This is a genomic window from Ignavibacteria bacterium (assembly GCA_017303675.1).
Taxonomy (GTDB): Bacteria; Bacteroidota; Ignavibacteria; order Tepidaquicellales; family OLB5; genus OLB5.
The window spans coordinates 375,930-394,513 of the sequence record JAFLBX010000001.1; the positions used below are offsets into that span (position 1 = coordinate 375,930).

18 protein-coding genes and 1 tRNA gene are annotated in these 18,584 nt (G+C 38.7%); 5 read left to right on the top strand and 14 right to left on the bottom strand.

Going from position 1 to position 18,584, the window contains the following annotated elements; translation table 11 throughout:
- Positions 1–79: 79 nt before the first annotated feature.
- The 13 genes from J0M37_01705 to queF all read right to left on the bottom strand — a co-directional run bounded on the left by J0M37_01705 (position 80) and on the right by queF (position 11,084).
- A complete protein-coding gene (locus J0M37_01705) occupies positions 80–556 on the bottom strand; it encodes a hydrogenase maturation protease (GenBank protein ID MBN8583781.1) in 477 nt (158 codons plus the stop codon).
- Between the two features lie 5 nt (positions 557–561).
- Positions 562–1,986, bottom strand: coding sequence for a Ni/Fe hydrogenase subunit alpha (locus tag J0M37_01710; protein ID MBN8583782.1), 1,425 nt, complete (start codon positions 1,984–1,986; stop codon positions 562–564).
- A gap of 51 nt (positions 1,987–2,037) precedes the next feature.
- Complete coding sequence (locus J0M37_01715; GenBank protein MBN8583783.1) at positions 2,038–2,625, bottom strand: NADP oxidoreductase; 588 nt, start codon at positions 2,623–2,625, stop codon at positions 2,038–2,040.
- The gene (gene hoxU, locus J0M37_01720) at positions 2,612–3,358 is read right to left on the bottom strand and encodes a bidirectional hydrogenase complex protein HoxU (GenBank protein ID MBN8583784.1); all 747 of its coding nucleotides are present in this window, start codon (positions 3,356–3,358) and stop codon (positions 2,612–2,614) included. The genes J0M37_01715 and hoxU overlap by 14 nt, the downstream gene beginning before the upstream one ends.
- Positions 3,358–5,004: an NADH-quinone oxidoreductase subunit NuoF gene (gene nuoF / locus J0M37_01725; GenBank protein MBN8583785.1), complete on the bottom strand. Its 1,647-nt coding sequence runs from the start codon at positions 5,002–5,004 to the stop codon at positions 3,358–3,360. Before nuoF ends, hoxU begins: the two co-directional genes overlap by 1 nt.
- A complete protein-coding gene (gene hoxE / locus J0M37_01730; GenBank protein ID MBN8583786.1) occupies positions 4,994–5,491 on the bottom strand; it encodes a bidirectional hydrogenase complex protein HoxE in 498 nt (165 codons plus the stop codon). The genes nuoF and hoxE overlap by 11 nt, the downstream gene beginning before the upstream one ends.
- Before the next feature lie 69 nt (positions 5,492–5,560).
- Positions 5,561–6,058 (bottom strand): hydrogenase maturation protease, encoded by a 498-nt coding sequence (locus tag J0M37_01735; GenBank protein MBN8583787.1) that lies wholly within the window; start codon positions 6,056–6,058, stop codon positions 5,561–5,563.
- A gap of 82 nt (positions 6,059–6,140) precedes the next feature.
- A complete protein-coding gene (locus J0M37_01740) occupies positions 6,141–7,430 on the bottom strand; it encodes a Ni/Fe hydrogenase subunit alpha (GenBank protein ID MBN8583788.1) in 1,290 nt (429 codons plus the stop codon).
- Positions 7,420–8,196 carry an oxidoreductase gene (locus J0M37_01745; GenBank protein MBN8583789.1) on the bottom strand — a complete coding sequence of 259 codons (777 nt, stop codon included), beginning with the start codon at positions 8,194–8,196 and terminating at the stop codon, positions 7,420–7,422. The genes J0M37_01740 and J0M37_01745 overlap by 11 nt, the downstream gene beginning before the upstream one ends.
- Before the next feature lie 2 nt (positions 8,197–8,198).
- Positions 8,199–9,065, bottom strand: coding sequence for an FAD/NAD(P)-binding protein (locus J0M37_01750; protein ID MBN8583790.1), 867 nt, complete (start codon positions 9,063–9,065; stop codon positions 8,199–8,201).
- A 28-nt stretch (positions 9,066–9,093) separates the two neighbouring features.
- Complete coding sequence (locus tag J0M37_01755) at positions 9,094–9,552, bottom strand: cyclic nucleotide-binding domain-containing protein (protein ID MBN8583791.1); 459 nt, start codon at positions 9,550–9,552, stop codon at positions 9,094–9,096.
- 43 nt (positions 9,553–9,595) lie between these two features.
- Positions 9,596–10,702, bottom strand: a complete 1,107-nt coding sequence (locus J0M37_01760; protein MBN8583792.1) for a 4Fe-4S dicluster domain-containing protein — start codon at positions 10,700–10,702, stop codon at positions 9,596–9,598.
- Positions 10,689–11,084 (bottom strand): NADPH-dependent 7-cyano-7-deazaguanine reductase QueF, encoded by a 396-nt coding sequence (gene queF, locus J0M37_01765; GenBank protein ID MBN8583793.1) that lies wholly within the window; start codon positions 11,082–11,084, stop codon positions 10,689–10,691. The genes J0M37_01760 and queF overlap by 14 nt, the downstream gene beginning before the upstream one ends.
- 192 nt (positions 11,085–11,276) lie before the next feature.
- On the opposite strand from queF, the gene J0M37_01770 reads away from it, so the two are divergent.
- From J0M37_01770 to J0M37_01780, 3 genes are all read left to right on the top strand, one after another.
- Positions 11,277–13,319 (top strand): T9SS type A sorting domain-containing protein, encoded by a 2,043-nt coding sequence (locus J0M37_01770; protein ID MBN8583794.1) that lies wholly within the window; start codon positions 11,277–11,279, stop codon positions 13,317–13,319.
- A 154-nt stretch (positions 13,320–13,473) separates the two neighbouring features.
- Entirely contained in the window at positions 13,474–15,513 is a 2,040-nt protein-coding gene (locus J0M37_01775) for a T9SS type A sorting domain-containing protein (protein MBN8583795.1), read from the top strand.
- Between the two features lie 115 nt (positions 15,514–15,628).
- Entirely contained in the window at positions 15,629–16,756 is a 1,128-nt protein-coding gene (locus J0M37_01780; GenBank protein ID MBN8583796.1) for a metallophosphoesterase, read from the top strand.
- Between the two features lie 31 nt (positions 16,757–16,787).
- Here the strand turns inward: J0M37_01780 and J0M37_01785 are convergent.
- A tRNA-Leu gene (locus tag J0M37_01785) sits at positions 16,788–16,870 on the bottom strand.
- A gap of 231 nt (positions 16,871–17,101) precedes the next feature.
- Between J0M37_01785 and J0M37_01790 the strand changes: the two genes are divergently transcribed.
- Both J0M37_01790 and J0M37_01795 read left to right on the top strand, forming a co-directional pair.
- Complete coding sequence (locus J0M37_01790; protein MBN8583797.1) at positions 17,102–17,674, top strand: hypothetical protein; 573 nt, start codon at positions 17,102–17,104, stop codon at positions 17,672–17,674.
- A complete protein-coding gene (locus J0M37_01795; GenBank protein ID MBN8583798.1) occupies positions 17,671–18,546 on the top strand; it encodes a class III cytochrome C family protein in 876 nt (291 codons plus the stop codon). Before J0M37_01790 ends, J0M37_01795 begins: the two co-directional genes overlap by 4 nt.
- Positions 18,547–18,584: the final 38 nt, after the last annotated feature.

Here is an 18,584-nt window from a genome sequence, read left to right on the forward strand (position 1 = left end):
ATTAATAAGTTACAGATATTAATGTTACTCAGTATAATTTAATATATCGATCTGCAAAAATAAGTGCAGAAATTTATCTTTACAGCATTGCCCCTGTAACGGCTGCTTCATTTTGATTAATAATTGAAAATATCATATCAATTACTTCCGGTATCCTGCTTTTTACAGCGGGAGTGATATTTTCGCCGGTTTCAAAATTGGTGCCGGTTACAGTCAGCAGGTGAATTTCAGGCATTTTACCGTAAAGCCAGTACCCCATTAAAAGAATGGTATCCAGTGTGAATTCATGTGCCGTAACCGCCGTATTTTTGAGGTCTTCCATCAAGATTTTCCTGTATTTTAACTCTCCCGGAATCAATGATGCTTCAGCATCAATAAAGATCAGCTTATCATAATTTGTAAAATCCAGGGAATGTTCAGGCATAAGCTGGTGGATATATTTCACGCTGGTATTTTCAGGCATTACCGTTCCCAGCAGCTCGCTTACTGTATAAAAACCCAGTGCATCATCACCTGCTAAAGAGTTGCCGTAACCTATTACAAGTATTTTATCCAAATTTTTCAGTTCCTTACCATCTCATCAATTTTTTCATTGCTGCTGTTAAAAAGCTGTATCTTCATAGGCATTTTGCCAACAGCATGAGTTGAACAGCTTAGACAGGGGTCATAACATCTTATTACAGCTTCCACACGGTTGGTCATACCTTCGTTCAGCTTATCATGCTTAATAAAATGTTTTGCAGCCTGCAGTATGCCCTTATTCATTGCATGGTTATTGTGACCGGTTGCAATTATCATATTAGACCATGTTATAAGTCCCTGTTCATTAATTTTATAATGATGCATTAACGTTCCCCTGGGAGCTTCACTTACGCCTACTCCTTCAAAATTATTGGGCTCAGCAAATGCACGGTAATGAGAGCTCAATATCTTTTCGTCATCCAGCAGCATTTTTATTTTTTCAATTCCGTAAAGTATTTCTATAAGCCTTGCAAAATGATAGTGGAAAGAGCTTAAAACTGCACCGCGCTCCAGGTCACGGAATTCTGCCCACTCCTGGTCAGCAAGCGGGGTACCGCACCTGTCAATTATATTAAGCCTTGCAAGCGGTCCTACCCTGTAAGTACCTTCGGGATAGCCAAGCGGTTTATAATAAGGGAATTTCATGTATGTCCATGGCTCGACTTTTTCTTCAATGTATTCATAATATTTTTGAGGGTCCAGCTTATCGGCAATAATATTTCCTACACTGTCAACGATCCTTAATTTTCCGCTGTAATGCTCAAGCTCATTATTTTCATTTACCAAACCCATGAAAAGCGAGGGGAAATTACCGAAAGTTCTCATTTCTTCCCTGAATGTTTCAAGAAGCGGCTTAACAGTATCAAGTGTCCATTGAATTGCCTTCAGTGCTTCCGGAATCGACTCAAGCATTGTTTTTCGCTGGTCTTCAGTCAGCTGTGTGCTTACGCCGCCTGCAATTACCCATGAAGGATGAATTCTTTTTCCGCCGAGCAGCTCAATAATTTTCTGCCCGAATTTACGGAGCAATATACCGTTTTTAGCAAGCTCCGGGTTGGATTTTACAATACCTGCCAGGTTTCTATCGGCAACCGGTGAATCAAGCCCAAGAACTATATCAGGCGAAGAAAGATAAAAGAAGCTGAGAGCATGTGACTGGATAATCTGCGCAAGATTAATGATCCTTCTCAGCATAATTGCAGCATCAGGAAGCCTTACGGCCAGTATATCATCGCAGGCTTTGGCACCGGCTATCAGATGGCTCACCGGGCATATGCCGCAGGTTCTCGCCATCAATGAAGGCATTTCATAAAACGGCCTTCCTTCGCAGAATTTTTCAAAACCGCGGAACTGTGTTACATGGAATCTTGCATCTGCAACTTTGCCTTCATCATCAAGATGAATAGTTATTTTTGAATGACCTTCAATTCTGGTTATCGGGTCTATTGTTATTGTTTTATACATATTATTGGATTCTTTCATAATTTCTGAATTTGTGCTTCTAAACAGTATATGCTATTTACCAAGCCTTGATACTTTTGTAAGATCGGGCATTCTTCCTTCGAGTAATTCCGTTAATAAAAAGTAGATCGCATCCGCAGGCGGCGGGCAGCCCTGCAGAAAAAGATCCACCTTCACAAAATTATGCACCGGCCTGGAATACTCAAACAGCTCAGGAACAACTTCATTAGGTATGATATCTTTTGTTACTGCAGTTTCTACATAAGCATGGTTCATAATAGCCTTTACACCGAAGGGGTTCCTCATGGAAGGAACATTAGCTGTAACAGCGCAATCTCCGAGTGAAACCAGTATTTTGGTGTGTTCACGAACCTTTTTAATCTTCTCCAGATCTTCATGGCTGCTGACTGCACCTTCAACCAGGGTTAGATCCACCATATCAGGAAAATCCTTGTGATCAACCAGCGGAGAATAACATAAGTCTACTTTTTGCAGCAGCTCTATGATCCTTTCATCCATATCCAGGAAAGACATGTGGCAGCCAGAGCAGCCATCAAGCCATACTGTTGCAGCTTTTACTTTAGCTGATGTTGTATTATCATCCGCCTTATTGTTTATAATATCTTCACTAACTTTGCTCATTTTTAACCTCTCTCATAGTTGTTAGGTAAGGAAGGAATTTTAACTTATCTTTTTTATATTTAGATGTTTTATCGACAGCATTTTTATACTTTTCAACAAGAGCACCGGTAGGGCACACCGCAATACATTTACCGCAGCTTGTGCAAGAATCAGAATCACCCCATGGTTTATTCAGGTCAGTAATTACCATGGATTCTATTCCCCTGCCCATAATATCCCATGTATGAGCGCCTTCTATTTCATCACATACTCTTACACACCTTGTGCATAATATACACCTGTTATGATCTAATACAAATCTTTCATGCGAAGCATCCACATTAACTTTAGGGAATAGGTACGGATAATGTACATGAGTCATACCAAGCTTCTGCCCAAGATTCTGTAGCTCACAGATACCGTTGGATACACAAACCGAACAAATATGGTTTCTTTCAGAAAAAAACAGCTCGAGAATCTTTATCCTGTAATTTTTAAGCCTGTCGCTGGCGGTTAATACTTCCATTCCTTCAGCAACCTTTGTTACACATGCCGGCAGAAGCTTATTTGAGCCTTTAATTTCAACAAGGCACAGCCTGCAGGCGCCAACTTCAGTTAAGCCGTCAAGGTGGCACAAAGTGGGAATTTCAATATTGTTTTCACGGCAAACTTCAATAACTGTCTGGTCTTCGGTGCCGCTTACATCTTTGCCGTCTATTGTAAATGTTTTTACTTTTTTTCCGGGTGTTACCATTATTCCATCACCTCACTTTTCTTTTTTCCGGCATGTTCGTGAATTTTACATACACCGGCCGGACATTTTTTATCAATAATATGGGCAACATATTCATCTCTGAAATACTGCAGCGTACTTAAAACCGGGTTGGGTGCTGCCTGTCCAAGTCCGCATAAGCTGGTATTTTTTACCAGGTCACAAAGATCTTCCAGCTCATAGAGATCTTCCATAGTACCTTCACCTTTTGAAATACGGTCAAGGATATTATAGAGCTGTACTGTACCAACTCTGCAGGGTACGCACTTTCCGCATGATTCATCTTTAGTGAAATCAAGAAAATACTTCGCAACATCCACCATACAGGAGGTTTCATCCATTATGATCATACCGCCGGAACCCATGATCGAACCAAGCTTGCTCAATGATTCGTAATCGATGGGATTATCTAGGAACTGCTCTGGAATGCATCCGCCTGAAGGTCCGCCTGTTTGTACTGCTTTGAATTTTTTACCATCAGGGATTCCGCCTCCGATATCAAATATCACTTCGCGGAGCGAAATACCCATAGGTACTTCAATAAGTCCGGTGTTTTGTATCTTGCCTGCAAGCGCAAAAACTTTCGTGCCCTTGCTCTTTTCTGTACCAATAGCAGAATACCATTCACCGCCATTGCGGATAATTGGCGCAATGTTAGCATATGTTTCAACATTATTAATTAAAGTAGGTGAGCCCCAAAGCCCTACTTCGGCTGGATACGGAGGGCGCGGCCTGGGCTGCCCGCGTTTGCCTTCAATGGAAGCGATAAGCGCAGTTTCCTCTCCGCATACAAATGCTCCTGCTCCTATTCTCAGATCAACGGTAAAAGTAAAGGTAGTGCCGAAAATATTTTTACCCATTACACCGGCACGCTCTGCCTGTTTGATGGCATTTTTTAATCTCTTGATGGCAAGCGGGTATTCTGCCCTGCAATAAATATATCCTTCATCAGCACCTACAGCATAAGCGGCTATTGCCATTCCTTCAAGTACCCTGTGCGGATCTCCTTCAAGAACGCTTCTATCCATAAATGCGCCCGGATCACCTTCATCAGCGTTGCAGATAACATACTTTTTAACTTTACCTGTCTTTGCTACAGTGCTCCATTTCAATCCGGTTGGATAACCTGCACCGCCTCTTCCTCTTAAGCCGCTTAAAGTGATTTCATCAATAACTTCCTGCGGGGTAAGCTCGAGTACTTCATGAAGAGCTTTATATCCGTCTCTTAATATATAATCCTGTATTTTTTCCGGGTCAACCTGTCCGCTGTTTTCAAGAACTATTTTTTGCTGACGGGTAAAGAAATGATCTGATTCCTTTTCAGGTTCAATTTTTAATTTTTCTATAATTTCAGAAGCCTGCTCAGCTTTAACTTCCTGGTATACCTTATTATCTTTATCAATTGTAACAAGCGGACCTTTACTGCATAAGCCCAGGCAGCCTACAGGTTTAATTGAGCATTCTTCTTCAAGCCCAAGCTCAGCTATCTTTTTTCTAAGCTCTTCTGTAACAGCTTCGCTTTTTAACGATAAACAGCCTGCAGCAGAACAAACCTTTATTTCATGCTTGCCCTTTTTTTCACGCAGGTTCAGCTTTTCGGCATATTCTATAAGTTCTTCAATTATCATTTGTCAGGCTCCTTAATGTATTGATAGTTTGCTCTGTTGTTAAATTCCCGTGAACTTCTCCGTCAATAACTACAGCCGGGGCTATGCCGCATGCTCCAAGGCATCTGGCCGATAGCAGGGATAACATTCCGTCTTCGGTAGTCTTTCCCATTGCCAGGCTGTATTCCTTCTTTATTCTTTCGGCAATATCATTGGTGCCTTTTATATAGCAGGCTGTACCCAGGCATACAACACAGGTATGTTTACCCTGCGGCTTAAGATTAAAGAAATTATAAAATGTTGCGACTCCATAAACCGAGCTTAATGGGACCTTTAAAGCAAATGCTACAAATTTTAATGATACTTCATCAAGATAGCCGAATGTTTCCTGTACTGTATGTAGTGTTTCTATCAAACAGTTAGGCTGGTATCCATGACGTTTCATAGTAGCATTAATTAACTTCCAGCGATTATCATCTGATGGCAGAACTATTTTCTTAATTAACATATTGATTTATTATTTAAACAGCGTAATATTAAAATATAGTTTAACAAAAAAAATGATTAATTTTTACGTTCAATAAGTACTGAATTTTTCAGGAATATATATAATTTCCTCAAGTATCTTTCTGGCAGTGCTTAAACATGCAAGCTCAACTTCATAAGAAAGATCAAGCCCGTAACTAAAGTTATCTCCTTCAATTGCATATACAATTAACCTTTCCGGAAGCCGGTTTATCCTGCGCGCAAGCTCTACAGCTTCAGCAAGACTGAAATTGTGGGAAGAATAATGGAAATAATCCTGTTGTAAAGGTGTATCAGCAGTATCAATCCTGGTTATTTTTCCGGGATTTCCAAAATTACGCGATGCATCTGCAAGGAAAACTATATTATAGTTTTCCCATTCCTGAATAAGCTCAGCACCTTCGCCTGATAGTTTTTTTATTTCTATAACGGGATTTAAAGGCGAGCCGTTTAACGCATCTTCAATCAGATCACAGACAAGCAAACCTGCCCTGTCATCACACCTGAAACTGTTGCCTATTCCTGCAACCAGGATCTTTTTCGTTTTCAATTTCTGATACCACTTTCAGCCTGATATGTTCACTCAATTCAGAGTTCCGGTTAATCATACTTCCGGTGAAACATAAAAAATTTTATTCCCTCTCAACATGCAAAGTAAGGAAGTGAGTAGCGCAAGAAATGCACGGATCATAATTCCTTACAGCCTGTTCACATTTCCAAACCAGCTCAGCTTCGGGTAAATTAATATGAGCTGGAATGAAATTCCTCAGATCATTTTCAATGGTTTTCTGGTTCTGTGAAGTAGGCGGCACAATCTTCGCATCCTCTATCAAGCCATTATTATCTATTCTGTACCTGTGATAGATCAAACCCCTGGGAGCTTCTGTTGCTGCATACCCGGTTGCTTCCCTGACTTTGTAACTGATAGCCGGGACTTCCGGCTTTTCGTATTGTGCAATTATCCTGAGCGCTTCTTCGCAGGCATAAATTGTTTCAATTCCGCGTATAGTAATGCTTTTGAAAAGGTTATCGCAGGTCTTGCCCATACCTGCATCTTTTGCAGCCTGCTTGCACAGCGGGGTCAGCTTATCGTAATTCAGATTATACCTTGCAACCGGTCCAACCAGATAATTACCGCGCTGCCTTACTTTGGAGTGCAGTGCATTTGAATGCTCTACATGCTCTTCTGTAAAATTAAAATCATATTCTTCAGGAAGTATATCAATTCCTTTGCTTGAAACGATCCTTCCTTCATTAAACGGGTATTCATCAGGGTGAACCAGTGAAACTGATTCATAATCCTGGTGAAAATCAGGGAAATCAAGCTTTGAAACAAACTTCACAGTATCAACTGCCGCATCCCTTGCCCACTTGATATCATCCACCATATCAAGCAGCTCTTTTTTTTCAGGTACACGGTAAAAACCGCCGACCTTCACATTTATAGGGTGTATCTCTCTCCCTCCGATAACCCGCATTATTTCGTTGCCTATCTTCTTCATCCTTAGCGCATTTTTAACAGCCTGCGGATGGTCTTTTGCCATTTGAACAACATCCTGGTATCCGAGGAAATCAGGTGCATGAAGCATATAAAGATGAAGCACATGGCTTTCTATCCACTCACCGCAGTAAAGCAGCCTTCTCAACTCTCGGAGTTGACCTGTTACCCTAACACCAAAAGCCTGTTCAATTGCATGCACAGCAGCCATTTGATATGCCACAGGGCAAATGCCACAAATTCTTGCAGTAATATCCGGAGCATCACTGTAAGACCTTCCCCGCAGAAACGCTTCGAAGAATCTCGGCGGTTCAAAGATCTTCAGTTTGATATCAGCAACTTCACCGCCTTTTATCTTAATATATAAAGCACCTTCGCCTTCAACCCTGGCAAGATAATCAACTTTTATGGTCTTATTTTTCATAAACTTCACTCTCTTTTCTGAACTGCTCTGCATATGCGTTAAAGCTTCTGAATAAGGACATTATCTCAAAATTGGTCTGGCCCATTGCCTTAAACTGCTTTGCCAGTGGTGATGTATTGGCTGAATCCATGGGACCGTAGCATCCAAAACAGCCGCGGTTATAAGAGGGGCAAAGGCTTCCGCATCCTGCCTGTGTTACCGGCCCGAGGCACGGCTTTGCCTGCGATACCATTACACAAATATTCCCGTTGAGCTTGCACTCACTGCAAACACTATTAGTGGGAATATTCGGTTTCCTGTTGTTTAAGAATGCATTTATAACTTCTATAAGCTGGTATTTATTTATAGGGCAGCCCCTCAGCTCATAATCGATATGTACAAAAGAGCCTACCGGCAGAGACCTATCAAGAGTAGAAATAAAATGCGGGTTCGCATAAACTATCTTGGTAAATTCCTTAACATCCTTCCAGTTCTTTAAAGCCTGAATACCTCCGGAAGTAGCACATGCTCCGATAGTTATAAGGAATTTACACTGTTTGCGTATTTCGCGGATCATTTCAACATTATCAGGATTGGTAATACTGCCTTCAACAAGTCCTATATCATACGGGCCGGGCATCATTTTCCGGGAAGCTTCGGGGAAATATGCAATTTCAATTTTTCCCAGTACATCAAGTAATTCATCTTCAGCATCAAGCAGTGAAAGCTGGCAGCCATCACAGGATGAAAGTTTAAATACTGCTAATTTTGGTTTTTTGTTTTTCATAATTACAATTCCCAGATATCAAAAATTTTCTTAACCTTTGAAAAATTGAAGACGGGACCATCTTTACATATGAAGTTTGGCCCGTACTGGCAATGCCCGCAGAATCCTACTGCGCATTTCATATTTCTTTCCATAGAAAGATAAATACTGCTTTCAGCAAGTCCGGCTTTTTTTAATTCATCAATTGTGAACTTCATCATAATTTCCGGTCCGCATACCATTGCAAGCGTAGAACGCGCATCTATTTTAATTGTTGTGAAAAGGTTTGTTACCACGCCTATATTACCGCGCCATGAGCTGTCGCCCCTGTCAACAGTAATAAGTATCTCTATGTTATGCTTCTTTTCCCACTCTTCCAGCTCTACCCTGTACAGCATATCAAGCCCGGTGCGTGAACCATAGAGCAGCACAACCCTTCCGTATTCTTTTCTGTGTTTAAAGATATAATATAGTGCAGGTCTTAACGGAGCGAGCCCTATACCGCCTGCTGCTATGATAACATCTTTGCCTTTTGCTTCATCCACAGGCCAGCTTGAACCGAAAGGTCCGCGCACTCCGATAACATCACCTTTTTTAAGCTGTGAAAGTGCGCTTGTTACATAACCAACTTTGTGAATTGTATGGGAAATAGTATTTGTTTTGGATGAATCAGAGCTTATGGAAATAGCGGATTCACCAAGCCCGAATTTATAAAGCATATTGAACTGCCCGGGCTTGAAATGGAACCCAAGCTCCCTTTCTTCATCCGGTTCAAGTATAATGGTGAAAGTATCCTCGGTTTCCCAAAAGTGTTTCTTTACTTTCATTGTAAAAGGAAGCATCGGGTCTGCTTTTGCCTGTGTCCTTGTTTTTTCTATTATCTTTTCCATTAAATAACCGCAAATTAATTTTTCTTTTTCAGGTATTCGTTATTGCTTTTAAAAGCTGCTGCCTGGCTGACTGAAGCCTTTGCTCGAGCAGCAAAGAGAACCGTTTATACATCTCATAACCCATTTTTGTATCTTTCTCGCATTTTTTCCTTAAACATTCTCCATCCATTGCAATAGCTCTTACTTCTTCTATTACATGTGCAGTAAAATGCCATATATTAGGAGAAACAAGCCAGCTCCAACCAAGCATTTGTCCCGGTCCTATAGTTTCAATACGTATCATTCCTTTATCTCTTCCGTTGAATTCCAGTGCTATCATTCCTGTTCTTATCAGGTAAAATTTCTCTGCTTTTTCACCTTCTTTGAATATTATATCATTTTCGTGAAAAACTACATTTGAGGCACAGCCTGTTATCTGCTTAACGTACTCCTCACTAAGATCTTCGATAAATGGATGCTGTTTTAAAATTCCTGATAGGTCTTCCATTGTTTTATTGTTTTAGTTAAATGAAATTACTTATTTATTCAATTTAATTTCTGTGAGTACTTCTAATCTGTTCAGCCTGTTTTGTAATATCGATACCGACTGGGCACCAGGTAATACACCTGCCGCAGCCCACGCAGCCTAATATGCCGAACTGTTCTTCCCATGAAGCAAGCTTATGGGTCATCCACTGCCTGTACCTGGCCTTAGATGTAGTACGGAAATTACCCCCGGCTACTTTTGAGTATTCAAGATTAAAACATGAATCCCACTGCCTCCAGCGCTCGGTATGATTTCCGGTAAGATCTGTAACATCTTCAACTGTTGAACAGAAACAGGTTGGGCAAACAAGTGTGCAGTTAGCGCAGCTTAAACATTTTGCCGCTGTCTCTTCCCACACAGGATGATCAAAATTCTTATAGAGAAGCTCTTTGATCCCCTTTGTATTCAGCTTTCTTCCCATTTTTTCTGCAGCTGCATTAACAGCATCCTCAGCAGTTTTTTTCTGTTCAGCTGATGCTGCAGGCGCTTCAAGGGCGGCAAGAAGCTTTTTACCTTTTGCGGATCCATCTTCTGCAGTAAAATAATGATCTTTGCCTGCTGATACTTCAGTAACAGCAATATCATAGCCAATGTGAGCTTTTGGGCCTGTATTCATGGAAGCGCAGAAGCAGGTAGCCCCTGCTTTTGTACAGTTAACTGCAACAATAAAAATGTTATCTCTGATCGCCTTGTAATGGGAGTCTGTGAATGAGCCGTTCATAAAAACTTTATCCTGGATAAGAATTGCATTTAGCTCGCATGATCTTACACCAATAAATGCGAATTTTTTATGAGCTTCGCCATTGTGTTTGATATCAAAGCTTTTGCCGTTCTTTTGGGCTGACCATAATTTAAGGCGTGAGGGGAATAAAAATTTTTTCCAGGATTGAGGACCAACATTGTAAGAGAATAGAAGATCATTGCCTGTGCTGTTAAGCTTATATTTACCGGAAGCCTGTTCATCTGTAAATCCGGCCGGCAGATCTTTCACGCTGTTTATTTCATCATAAACTATTGCGCCGTTTTTCAGTAAGGGTCCAATTGTTACATAACCATCGTTTTTAAGTGACTGGATGAGCTTATCAAGACTTTTTTTATCAAGTGTTTTCATTTTTTATTTTGCCATGACGGGCAATAATGGTAGAGTTTACGCCGCCTCTTACGGAAAACTCACCTTTTACTTCCATCCATTTGGGCTTTAATATACCAACAAGATCTTCAAGGATCCGGTTGGTAACGTTTTCATAAAAAATACCTTCATTTCGAAAAGACTGCAGGTAAAATTTTAGTGATTTGAGCTCTACGCATTTTTTGTTCGCAATATAAGATATACTGATAATGCCAAAATCCGGCTGGCCAGTTTTGGGGCAAACTGAAGTAAATTCATTAGCACGATGAATAATAAGATAATTTCGATTCGGAAAGGAATTTTCAAATGTCTCTAAAAGCTTGGTTTTAGCCGGGTTGGTATTAACGGGATTGAACTTTTTCATAGTTTACTGTTTCCTTTGATAATTTTACATAATTTAATGCAAAATTACCAAAATTTGCTCAAAAAACTATCCATCTTACACTTCAAAAATATCACTTTTATTGCCGATATATTATGACGCAAATCATAGGTTTTATGGCATAAAATGTATTATTTTTAAAAAAATTTTGTTTCTAAAATTAATATTAATGCTATGAAACCCAATATCTACATTCTGATAATCACACTCTTGCTGACAGGCACATTGTTCTCACAAATGCCGCTCAAAAGAGGAAGTGAGCTATGTTCTGAAAGGAAAATGTCGCTCCCTCATACATCTTTAGATCACGACTCACCAAATTCTCCGAAACATACATTTGATGTACTGGATTATAAAATGAACCTGGATATCAGAAATTGTTTTATTTCTCCATATCCCAAAAGCTTTACAGGCAGTATAATAGTAAAATTCAGAATTGATACTGCACTTAACAATATAAACCTGAATGCAGTAAATACATCATTGGTAATCAGCTCAGTCGGTCTTAGCGGGGTTTCATTTACGCATACAAATAATATTCTGAATATAGTATTAAACAGAACATACAATCCCGGTGAAGTAACGGAAGTATTGATAAACTACTCTCACAATAATGTGAGTGACGGCGCTTTTTATACAGGCAATGGCGGGTTGTTCACAGATGCAGAACCTGAAGGTGCACGCAAATGGTTCCCCTGCTGGGATAAGCCATCTGATAAAGCCACAGTTGATATTACATTAAAAGTGCCGGCAAATGTAAAAATAGGTTCAAACGGCAGACTGAATGATTCAACATTAACCGGTGATACTTTATATTATCACTGGGTAAGCAGGGATCCAGTTACAACATATTTAACAGTTCTGACAGGTAAAGTTAATTACAATTTAAATATCATATATTGGCCAAAGATTTCAAATCCGTCAGATCTGGTACCTATCAGGTTTTACTATAACTCAGGTGAAAATCCGGCTGCTATGATGAATATGTTCCCTAATATGATCACATATTTTTCACAGAAGTTCGGCGAACACGGTTTTGAAAAAAATGGTTTTACCACAGCCCCGGCATCAGGTTTTACCTGGGGAGGAATGGAAAATCAAACTTTAACAACATTATGTGCCAACTGCTGGAGCGAAAATTTAATTTCACATGAATTTGCACACCAGTGGTTTGGCGATATGATATCACCTGCTACCTGGGCAGATATATGGCTTAACGAAGGTTTTGCAACATATTGCGAAGCGCTTTGGTATGAAAAAACCGGAGGCTATTCTTCATATAAAAGCGATATAAACTCAGATGCCAGCGGTTACTTAAGCTCAAACCCGGGTTGGGCTATGTATAATCCGGAGTGGGCAGTAAATACTCCGAATACAAATACACTTTTTAATACAGCGATAACTTATAATAAAGGAGCATGTGTACTCCATATGCTTCGCTATACTGTCAATGATACAAATGTATTCTTTAACATGATAAGAGGCTATGCTACTGATACAGCAAACTTTAAACATAAATCAGCTGCAACAGATGATTTTACAGCAAAGATCAGCCAGGTTTACGGACAGGATCTATCCTGGTTCATTAACCAGTGGGTAAAACAGCCGAACCATCCTGTATATGGAAATGTATACCAGTTTTATAATAACGGCAATGGAACGTGGAAAGTTGGCTTCCAGGCAATACAAACTCAATCCAATTCTCCATTCCACCGTATGCCGTTAACATTAAGGATATCTTTCGCAACCGGCTCTGATACTACTTTCAGGGTTGATAATACTGCAAACAGCCAGATCTGGATATGGACCTTTAACCGTCAGCCAACTGCATTCGCATTTGACCCGAATAACGATATAGTTTTAAAAACCGGTTCAACTGTTGCAGGTACTGTACCGGGGGTTACCGGAATATCATCAACAAATAACGAGCTGCCCACTGTATTTGCATTACAGCAAAATTATCCTAACCCGTTCAACCCGGTAACAAATATCAGGTTTGATATTCCGAAACGTTCATTTGTTACATTAAGAGTATACGATGTAACAGGAAAAGGCGTTAGTGAAATATACAGCGGCTTAAGCGATCCGGGTAAATATACAGCAGATTTCGATGCATCCAGGCTGGCATCAGGAGTATATTACTACGAAATCACAGCAAGCTCAGAAAACGGCGGAGTTATTTTTAAAGATGTGAGAAAAATGGTATTGGTAAAATAACGCGGGTATTATTTTATTTGCTGATCTTTCAGCTGATAAAATAGTTAATATAAATAAATATCTAAAGGCGTTCATTAATTTGAACGCCTTTTTTTGTCATCAAAAAAGAGTTATTTTAAGAAAAATCCATCCAAAGGAAATAATATAATATTAAATGAAATTCATATTTTACATTTTAACAGCTCTCATTCTTGTGCCGGCACTTTTCTCACAGGAAGTTCAAAAAAGAGGTTCTGATCTTTGTTCTGAAAGAAAAAGATCAATGATACATAACTTTTATGCGGGTGATTCCCCTAACTCTCCGAAACACTCATTTGATGTGCTTGATTACAAGCTGAACCTGGATATCAGAAGCTGTTTTATTACACCATTCCCCAGATCATTCACAGGAAGCGTGATAGTGAAATTCAGAATTGATACTGCATTAAGCTCAATTAATCTGAATGCAATAAATACATCCATTACAGTAAGCTCTGTTGGTTTAAGCGGTGTTTCTTTCACTCATACAGGAAATATTCTGAATATTACATTAAACCGTGTATATAATCCCGGGGAAATTACCGAAGTGCTTGTAAATTACTCACACAATAATGTAAATGACGGTTCTATTTATACAGGTAACGGCGGGTTTTTTACAGATGCTCCTCCGGAAGGAGCGCGCAAGTGGTTCCCATGCTGGGATAAACCCTCTGATAAAGCAACAGTAGATATTACCGTAAAAGTACCGGCTAATGTAAAAATTGGTTCAAACGGCAAGCTAAACGATTCAACTTTAACAGGTGATACTTTGTATTATCACTGGGTAAGCCGTGACCCTGTTGCCACTTATCTTGTGGTACTTACGGGTAAGGTAAATTATAATCTGAATATAGTTTACTGGCCTAAAATTTCAAATCCAGCAGACAGTATTCCCCTGAGATTTTATTTTAATGCAGGAGAAAATCCAACAGCAATGCAATCAGCGCTTGTGAATATGACCACATACTTTTCACAGAAATTCGGTGAGCACGGATTTGAAAAAAACGGATTTGCAACTGCTCCTGCTCCGGGTTTTAACTGGGCTGGAATGGAAAACCAGACACTTTCTACATTATGCCCTAATTGCTGGAATGAAAACCTTGTTTCTCACGAATACGCACATCAATGGTTTGGAGACCTTGTGACCTGCGCTACTTGGGCGGATGTTTGGCTGAATGAAGGATTTGCAACTTACTGTGAATCTTTATGGTACGAAAAAACCGGAGGTTATACTGCGTATAAAAATGATATAAATACCACAGCTGCCGCTTATCTTAACAGTAACCCGGGCTGGCCGATATATAATCCGCAGTGGGCTGTAGTAACACCTGATATCAATACCCTGTATAATACAGCAATAACTTATAATAAAGGAGCATGTGTATTGCATATGCTTAGATATGTGCTTAATGATACCAATGTTTTCTTTAATTGTTTGCGCGGTTATGCAATGGATACTGCCGAGTTTAAATATAAATCTGCAACAACAGATGATTTCACAGCAAAGATAAGCCAGGTTGCAGGACAGGACCTATCATGGTTCATGGACCAATGGGTCAAACAGCCTAATCACCCGGTTTACGCAAACCTGTACCAGTTTGCAGATCTCGGAAACGGAAGCTGGAATGTCGGATTCCAGGCAAAGCAGACCCAGTCAAACACGCCGTTTCACAGAATGCCTTTGACAGTAAAAATAACTTTTGCTTCTGGACCTGATTCAACCTTCCGGGTAGATAACACAACAAATAACCAGATATGGATCTGGACATTCAACAGGCAGCCAACTGCTTTTGCTTTTGACCCGAACAATGATATAGTATTGAAAACAGGCACTACTACAGCAGGTGTTGTACCGGGAACCATCGGGATTTCTATAAATACCGGCATACTGCCTAAGGTTTTTTCCCTTCAGCAGAACTACCCGAATCCATTTAACCCGGTTACAAATATAAAGTTTGAAATACCGAAAACTTCAAATGTTACTTTGAATATCTTTGATATCACCGGAAAGCTGGTTAATGAATTATATAATGGATATAGTGAACCCGGGGTATATACTGCAGATTTTAACGGAACTGAACTTGCTTCAGGGGTTTATTATTATGAATTAACTGCAAGCACAATAAACGGCGGTGTAGTTTTTAAAGATGTAAAGAAGATGGTAATAGTAAAATAAAACATGCACCTGATATTAAAGGCGTTCATTTTAATGAACGCCTTTTTTTATGGATTATTGATAAGATATTTTCATTATTTTTGAATAATATTATATGTGATTAAAAGACTATTGAATGAAACATCGGTATATTTACCTATTATTTTTTCTGCTGTTTCAGCCGGTTACTTTTACAGGTCAAACTGTTATCTTTAACTCAAATGACGATACAACGGATATATCAACTACAGATTTTGACGGCCCATATATAATTTACAGGAATAATTCTGCAATAATAAAGCAGGTTCTAAAAGGTACAAACGGTTTCTATGTTAAAACTGATTCAACTGATAAAAATATAAAAGGCAGATCAATAACATGTAATATCAATGAATCTCTTTCATTTGCAACTCAGCTCAAAGATACATTAATCAACGAAAGATGCGTTTTCGAAATGCCGGAAAAGCTGATAGCAATTTCTGATATTGAAGGTAATTTCGCTGCGTTCAGAGATTTTCTTATTAATAACGGTGTAATAAATACCGGTAATCAATGGGTATTCGGCAACGGACACCTGGTTCTTGTTGGTGATTTTTTTGACAGGGGTTTGAATGTTACTGAATGCCTCTGGTTCATTTATCACCTTGAGCAGGAAGCTGTAAAAAACGGGGGCTACGTTCACTTTATACTTGGCAACCATGAAATAATGAATATGAACGATGACATTCGTTATGTCAGGAAAAAATATTTCGAAACATCAAAGCTTATGGATGAAGATTACAAAAACCTTTATAAACCAACTACTGAGCTTGGCAGATGGCTTGAGACTAAAAATATCGCTCAAAAGATAGGGTCATACTTATTTCTTCATGGGGGTATATCGGAAGAATTGAATTTACTTTATCCCGGTATTGAAGAAATTAATACCAAATCAAGAAATTATTATTTCAGGAGCAAAGCAGCCAAACAAAGCGGCGATACGCTTGTAAGTACAATTTTCAGGTCAAAGTATTCCCCATTCTGGTACAGGGGTTATGTTCAGCAAACTATTAAAGAAGATTCACTCAACTTAACACTGAAAATATTTGATGTAAACAAAATTGTTGTGGGACATACGATAGTTGATGATGTTAAGTATTTCTATAACAGCAAAGTTATCGCAATAGATACTGATCATGCATCAGGTGATACTGAAGGATTATTAATAGAAAACGGAATTGAATACAGGGTTGATATTTCCGGAAACAGATCGACCGTAAAATAAAAAGGAAAGCTATTGCCTTCCTTTTTTAGTGTGCGGGAAGGGGGACTTGAACCCCCATGCCTTGTGAGCGCCACCCCCTCAAGATGGTGCGTCTGCCAATTTCGCCATTCCCGCAAAACCCGCAAAAATACCTGATTTTCAAGGTATTTTGCATGTTGAATTACAAATTTAATAAATTTGAAATTGATTTAAAAGATAAAAAATTATTCAGCAAACCATATATAATGAAATTAATCTGTATTTGGAACTTAAATTATATAAAATTAATCATATTTATACTGAATATTTTTAAAGATTAAAATCATAAGAATTGAAAAAGCAATTAATAATTTTTGAACGATTGTTATGCAAAAATCTGTAGCATTAAAATACATCCTTCCTTTTGTTCAATGGTTCGGCCTGATGGTTTTAACAGCTATCTTCTTTGATTACCTGCTCCATAAATTTAATCTTTTATCAATAGGTTACTGGTTAAGCTATCCCGGAACACTTCTTATTATACTTTCTTTTTTGTACTCACTGCGTAAACGCAAATTAATAGAAAGAGGTTCGCCCAAAAAGTTGCTTTCTATTCACGAATATTTTGCATGGGCTGGTTCAATACTGATATTAGTTCACGCAGGAATACATTTTAATGCGATATTACCCTGGCTTGGCATAATTATGATGCTTGTAACCGTGGGCAGCGGACTAACCGGCAAATATCTTTTAAAAAAATCAACTGAAATATTAAAAGCTAAAAAAAAGAGTCTAAAAGAGCTTGGTATAACTGATGAAGATGCCTCTAAACAGCTTTTTTTTGATTCGATTTCAGTTGATCTTATGAAGAAATGGCGCGTAGTCCATATACCTATTACAATTCTATTTACAATACTTGCTTTACTGCATATAATAACGATATTAATGTTTATAAAATGAAAAAAATTTACGTTACAATTGTTACCCTAATTATATTAGGACTAATGTATGTATACCCGCATATTATGTTAAACCCGGGAGAGCTTGTCAGCGGGCATCAAAATATTAAAACAGAATGCTTTTCATGCCATAAACCCTTTTGGGGAATATCAAATGAGAAATGTATTGTATGCCATAACATTTCTGAAATTGGTTCAGAAAAAACAAACGGTATAATCAGCAATAAAATACTCTTTCATAAAAGTTTAACAACACAAAGTTGTTCGTCCTGTCATACCGATCATATTGGTTTAAAACCACTGAATTCCATCAGCAAATTTTATCATGAATTGGTTTCTGAAGATATACTAAACAATTGTAAGGGTTGTCATATAACACCTGCTGATAACAAACATATAAAATATAAAACTGAATGCGGAAGCTGTCATACAACAAAAAAATGGAATGATATAAATGCCTTCAAACATGAATTCATTCTTGAGAATGAAGTACAAAACTGCAATACTTGTCATAAAAATCCGGGTGATGAATTCCATTCCGGAATTACTGAAAATTGCAATGCTTGCCATAGCACCATCAAATGGAAACCATCAACCTTTGATCATTCTTCTAAGTTCATTCTGGATAGTGACCATAACACGAAGTGCATAACATGCCACACAAATAATAATTACAAAGCCTATACATGCTACGGTTGCCACGAACACACTGCAGGAAACATCTTAAGTGAACACAATGAAGAAGGAATAAACAATATTGATGATTGTGTTTCCTGTCATAAAAGCGCAGATGAAAAAGATATGAAAGAACAAAATAACAAGAAGAACAAAATGGAAAATAACCGTAACGATGAAGAAGAAGATGAAGATTAAATCAAAAGAAAAATAAAACCGCGGTCCATAAGACCGCG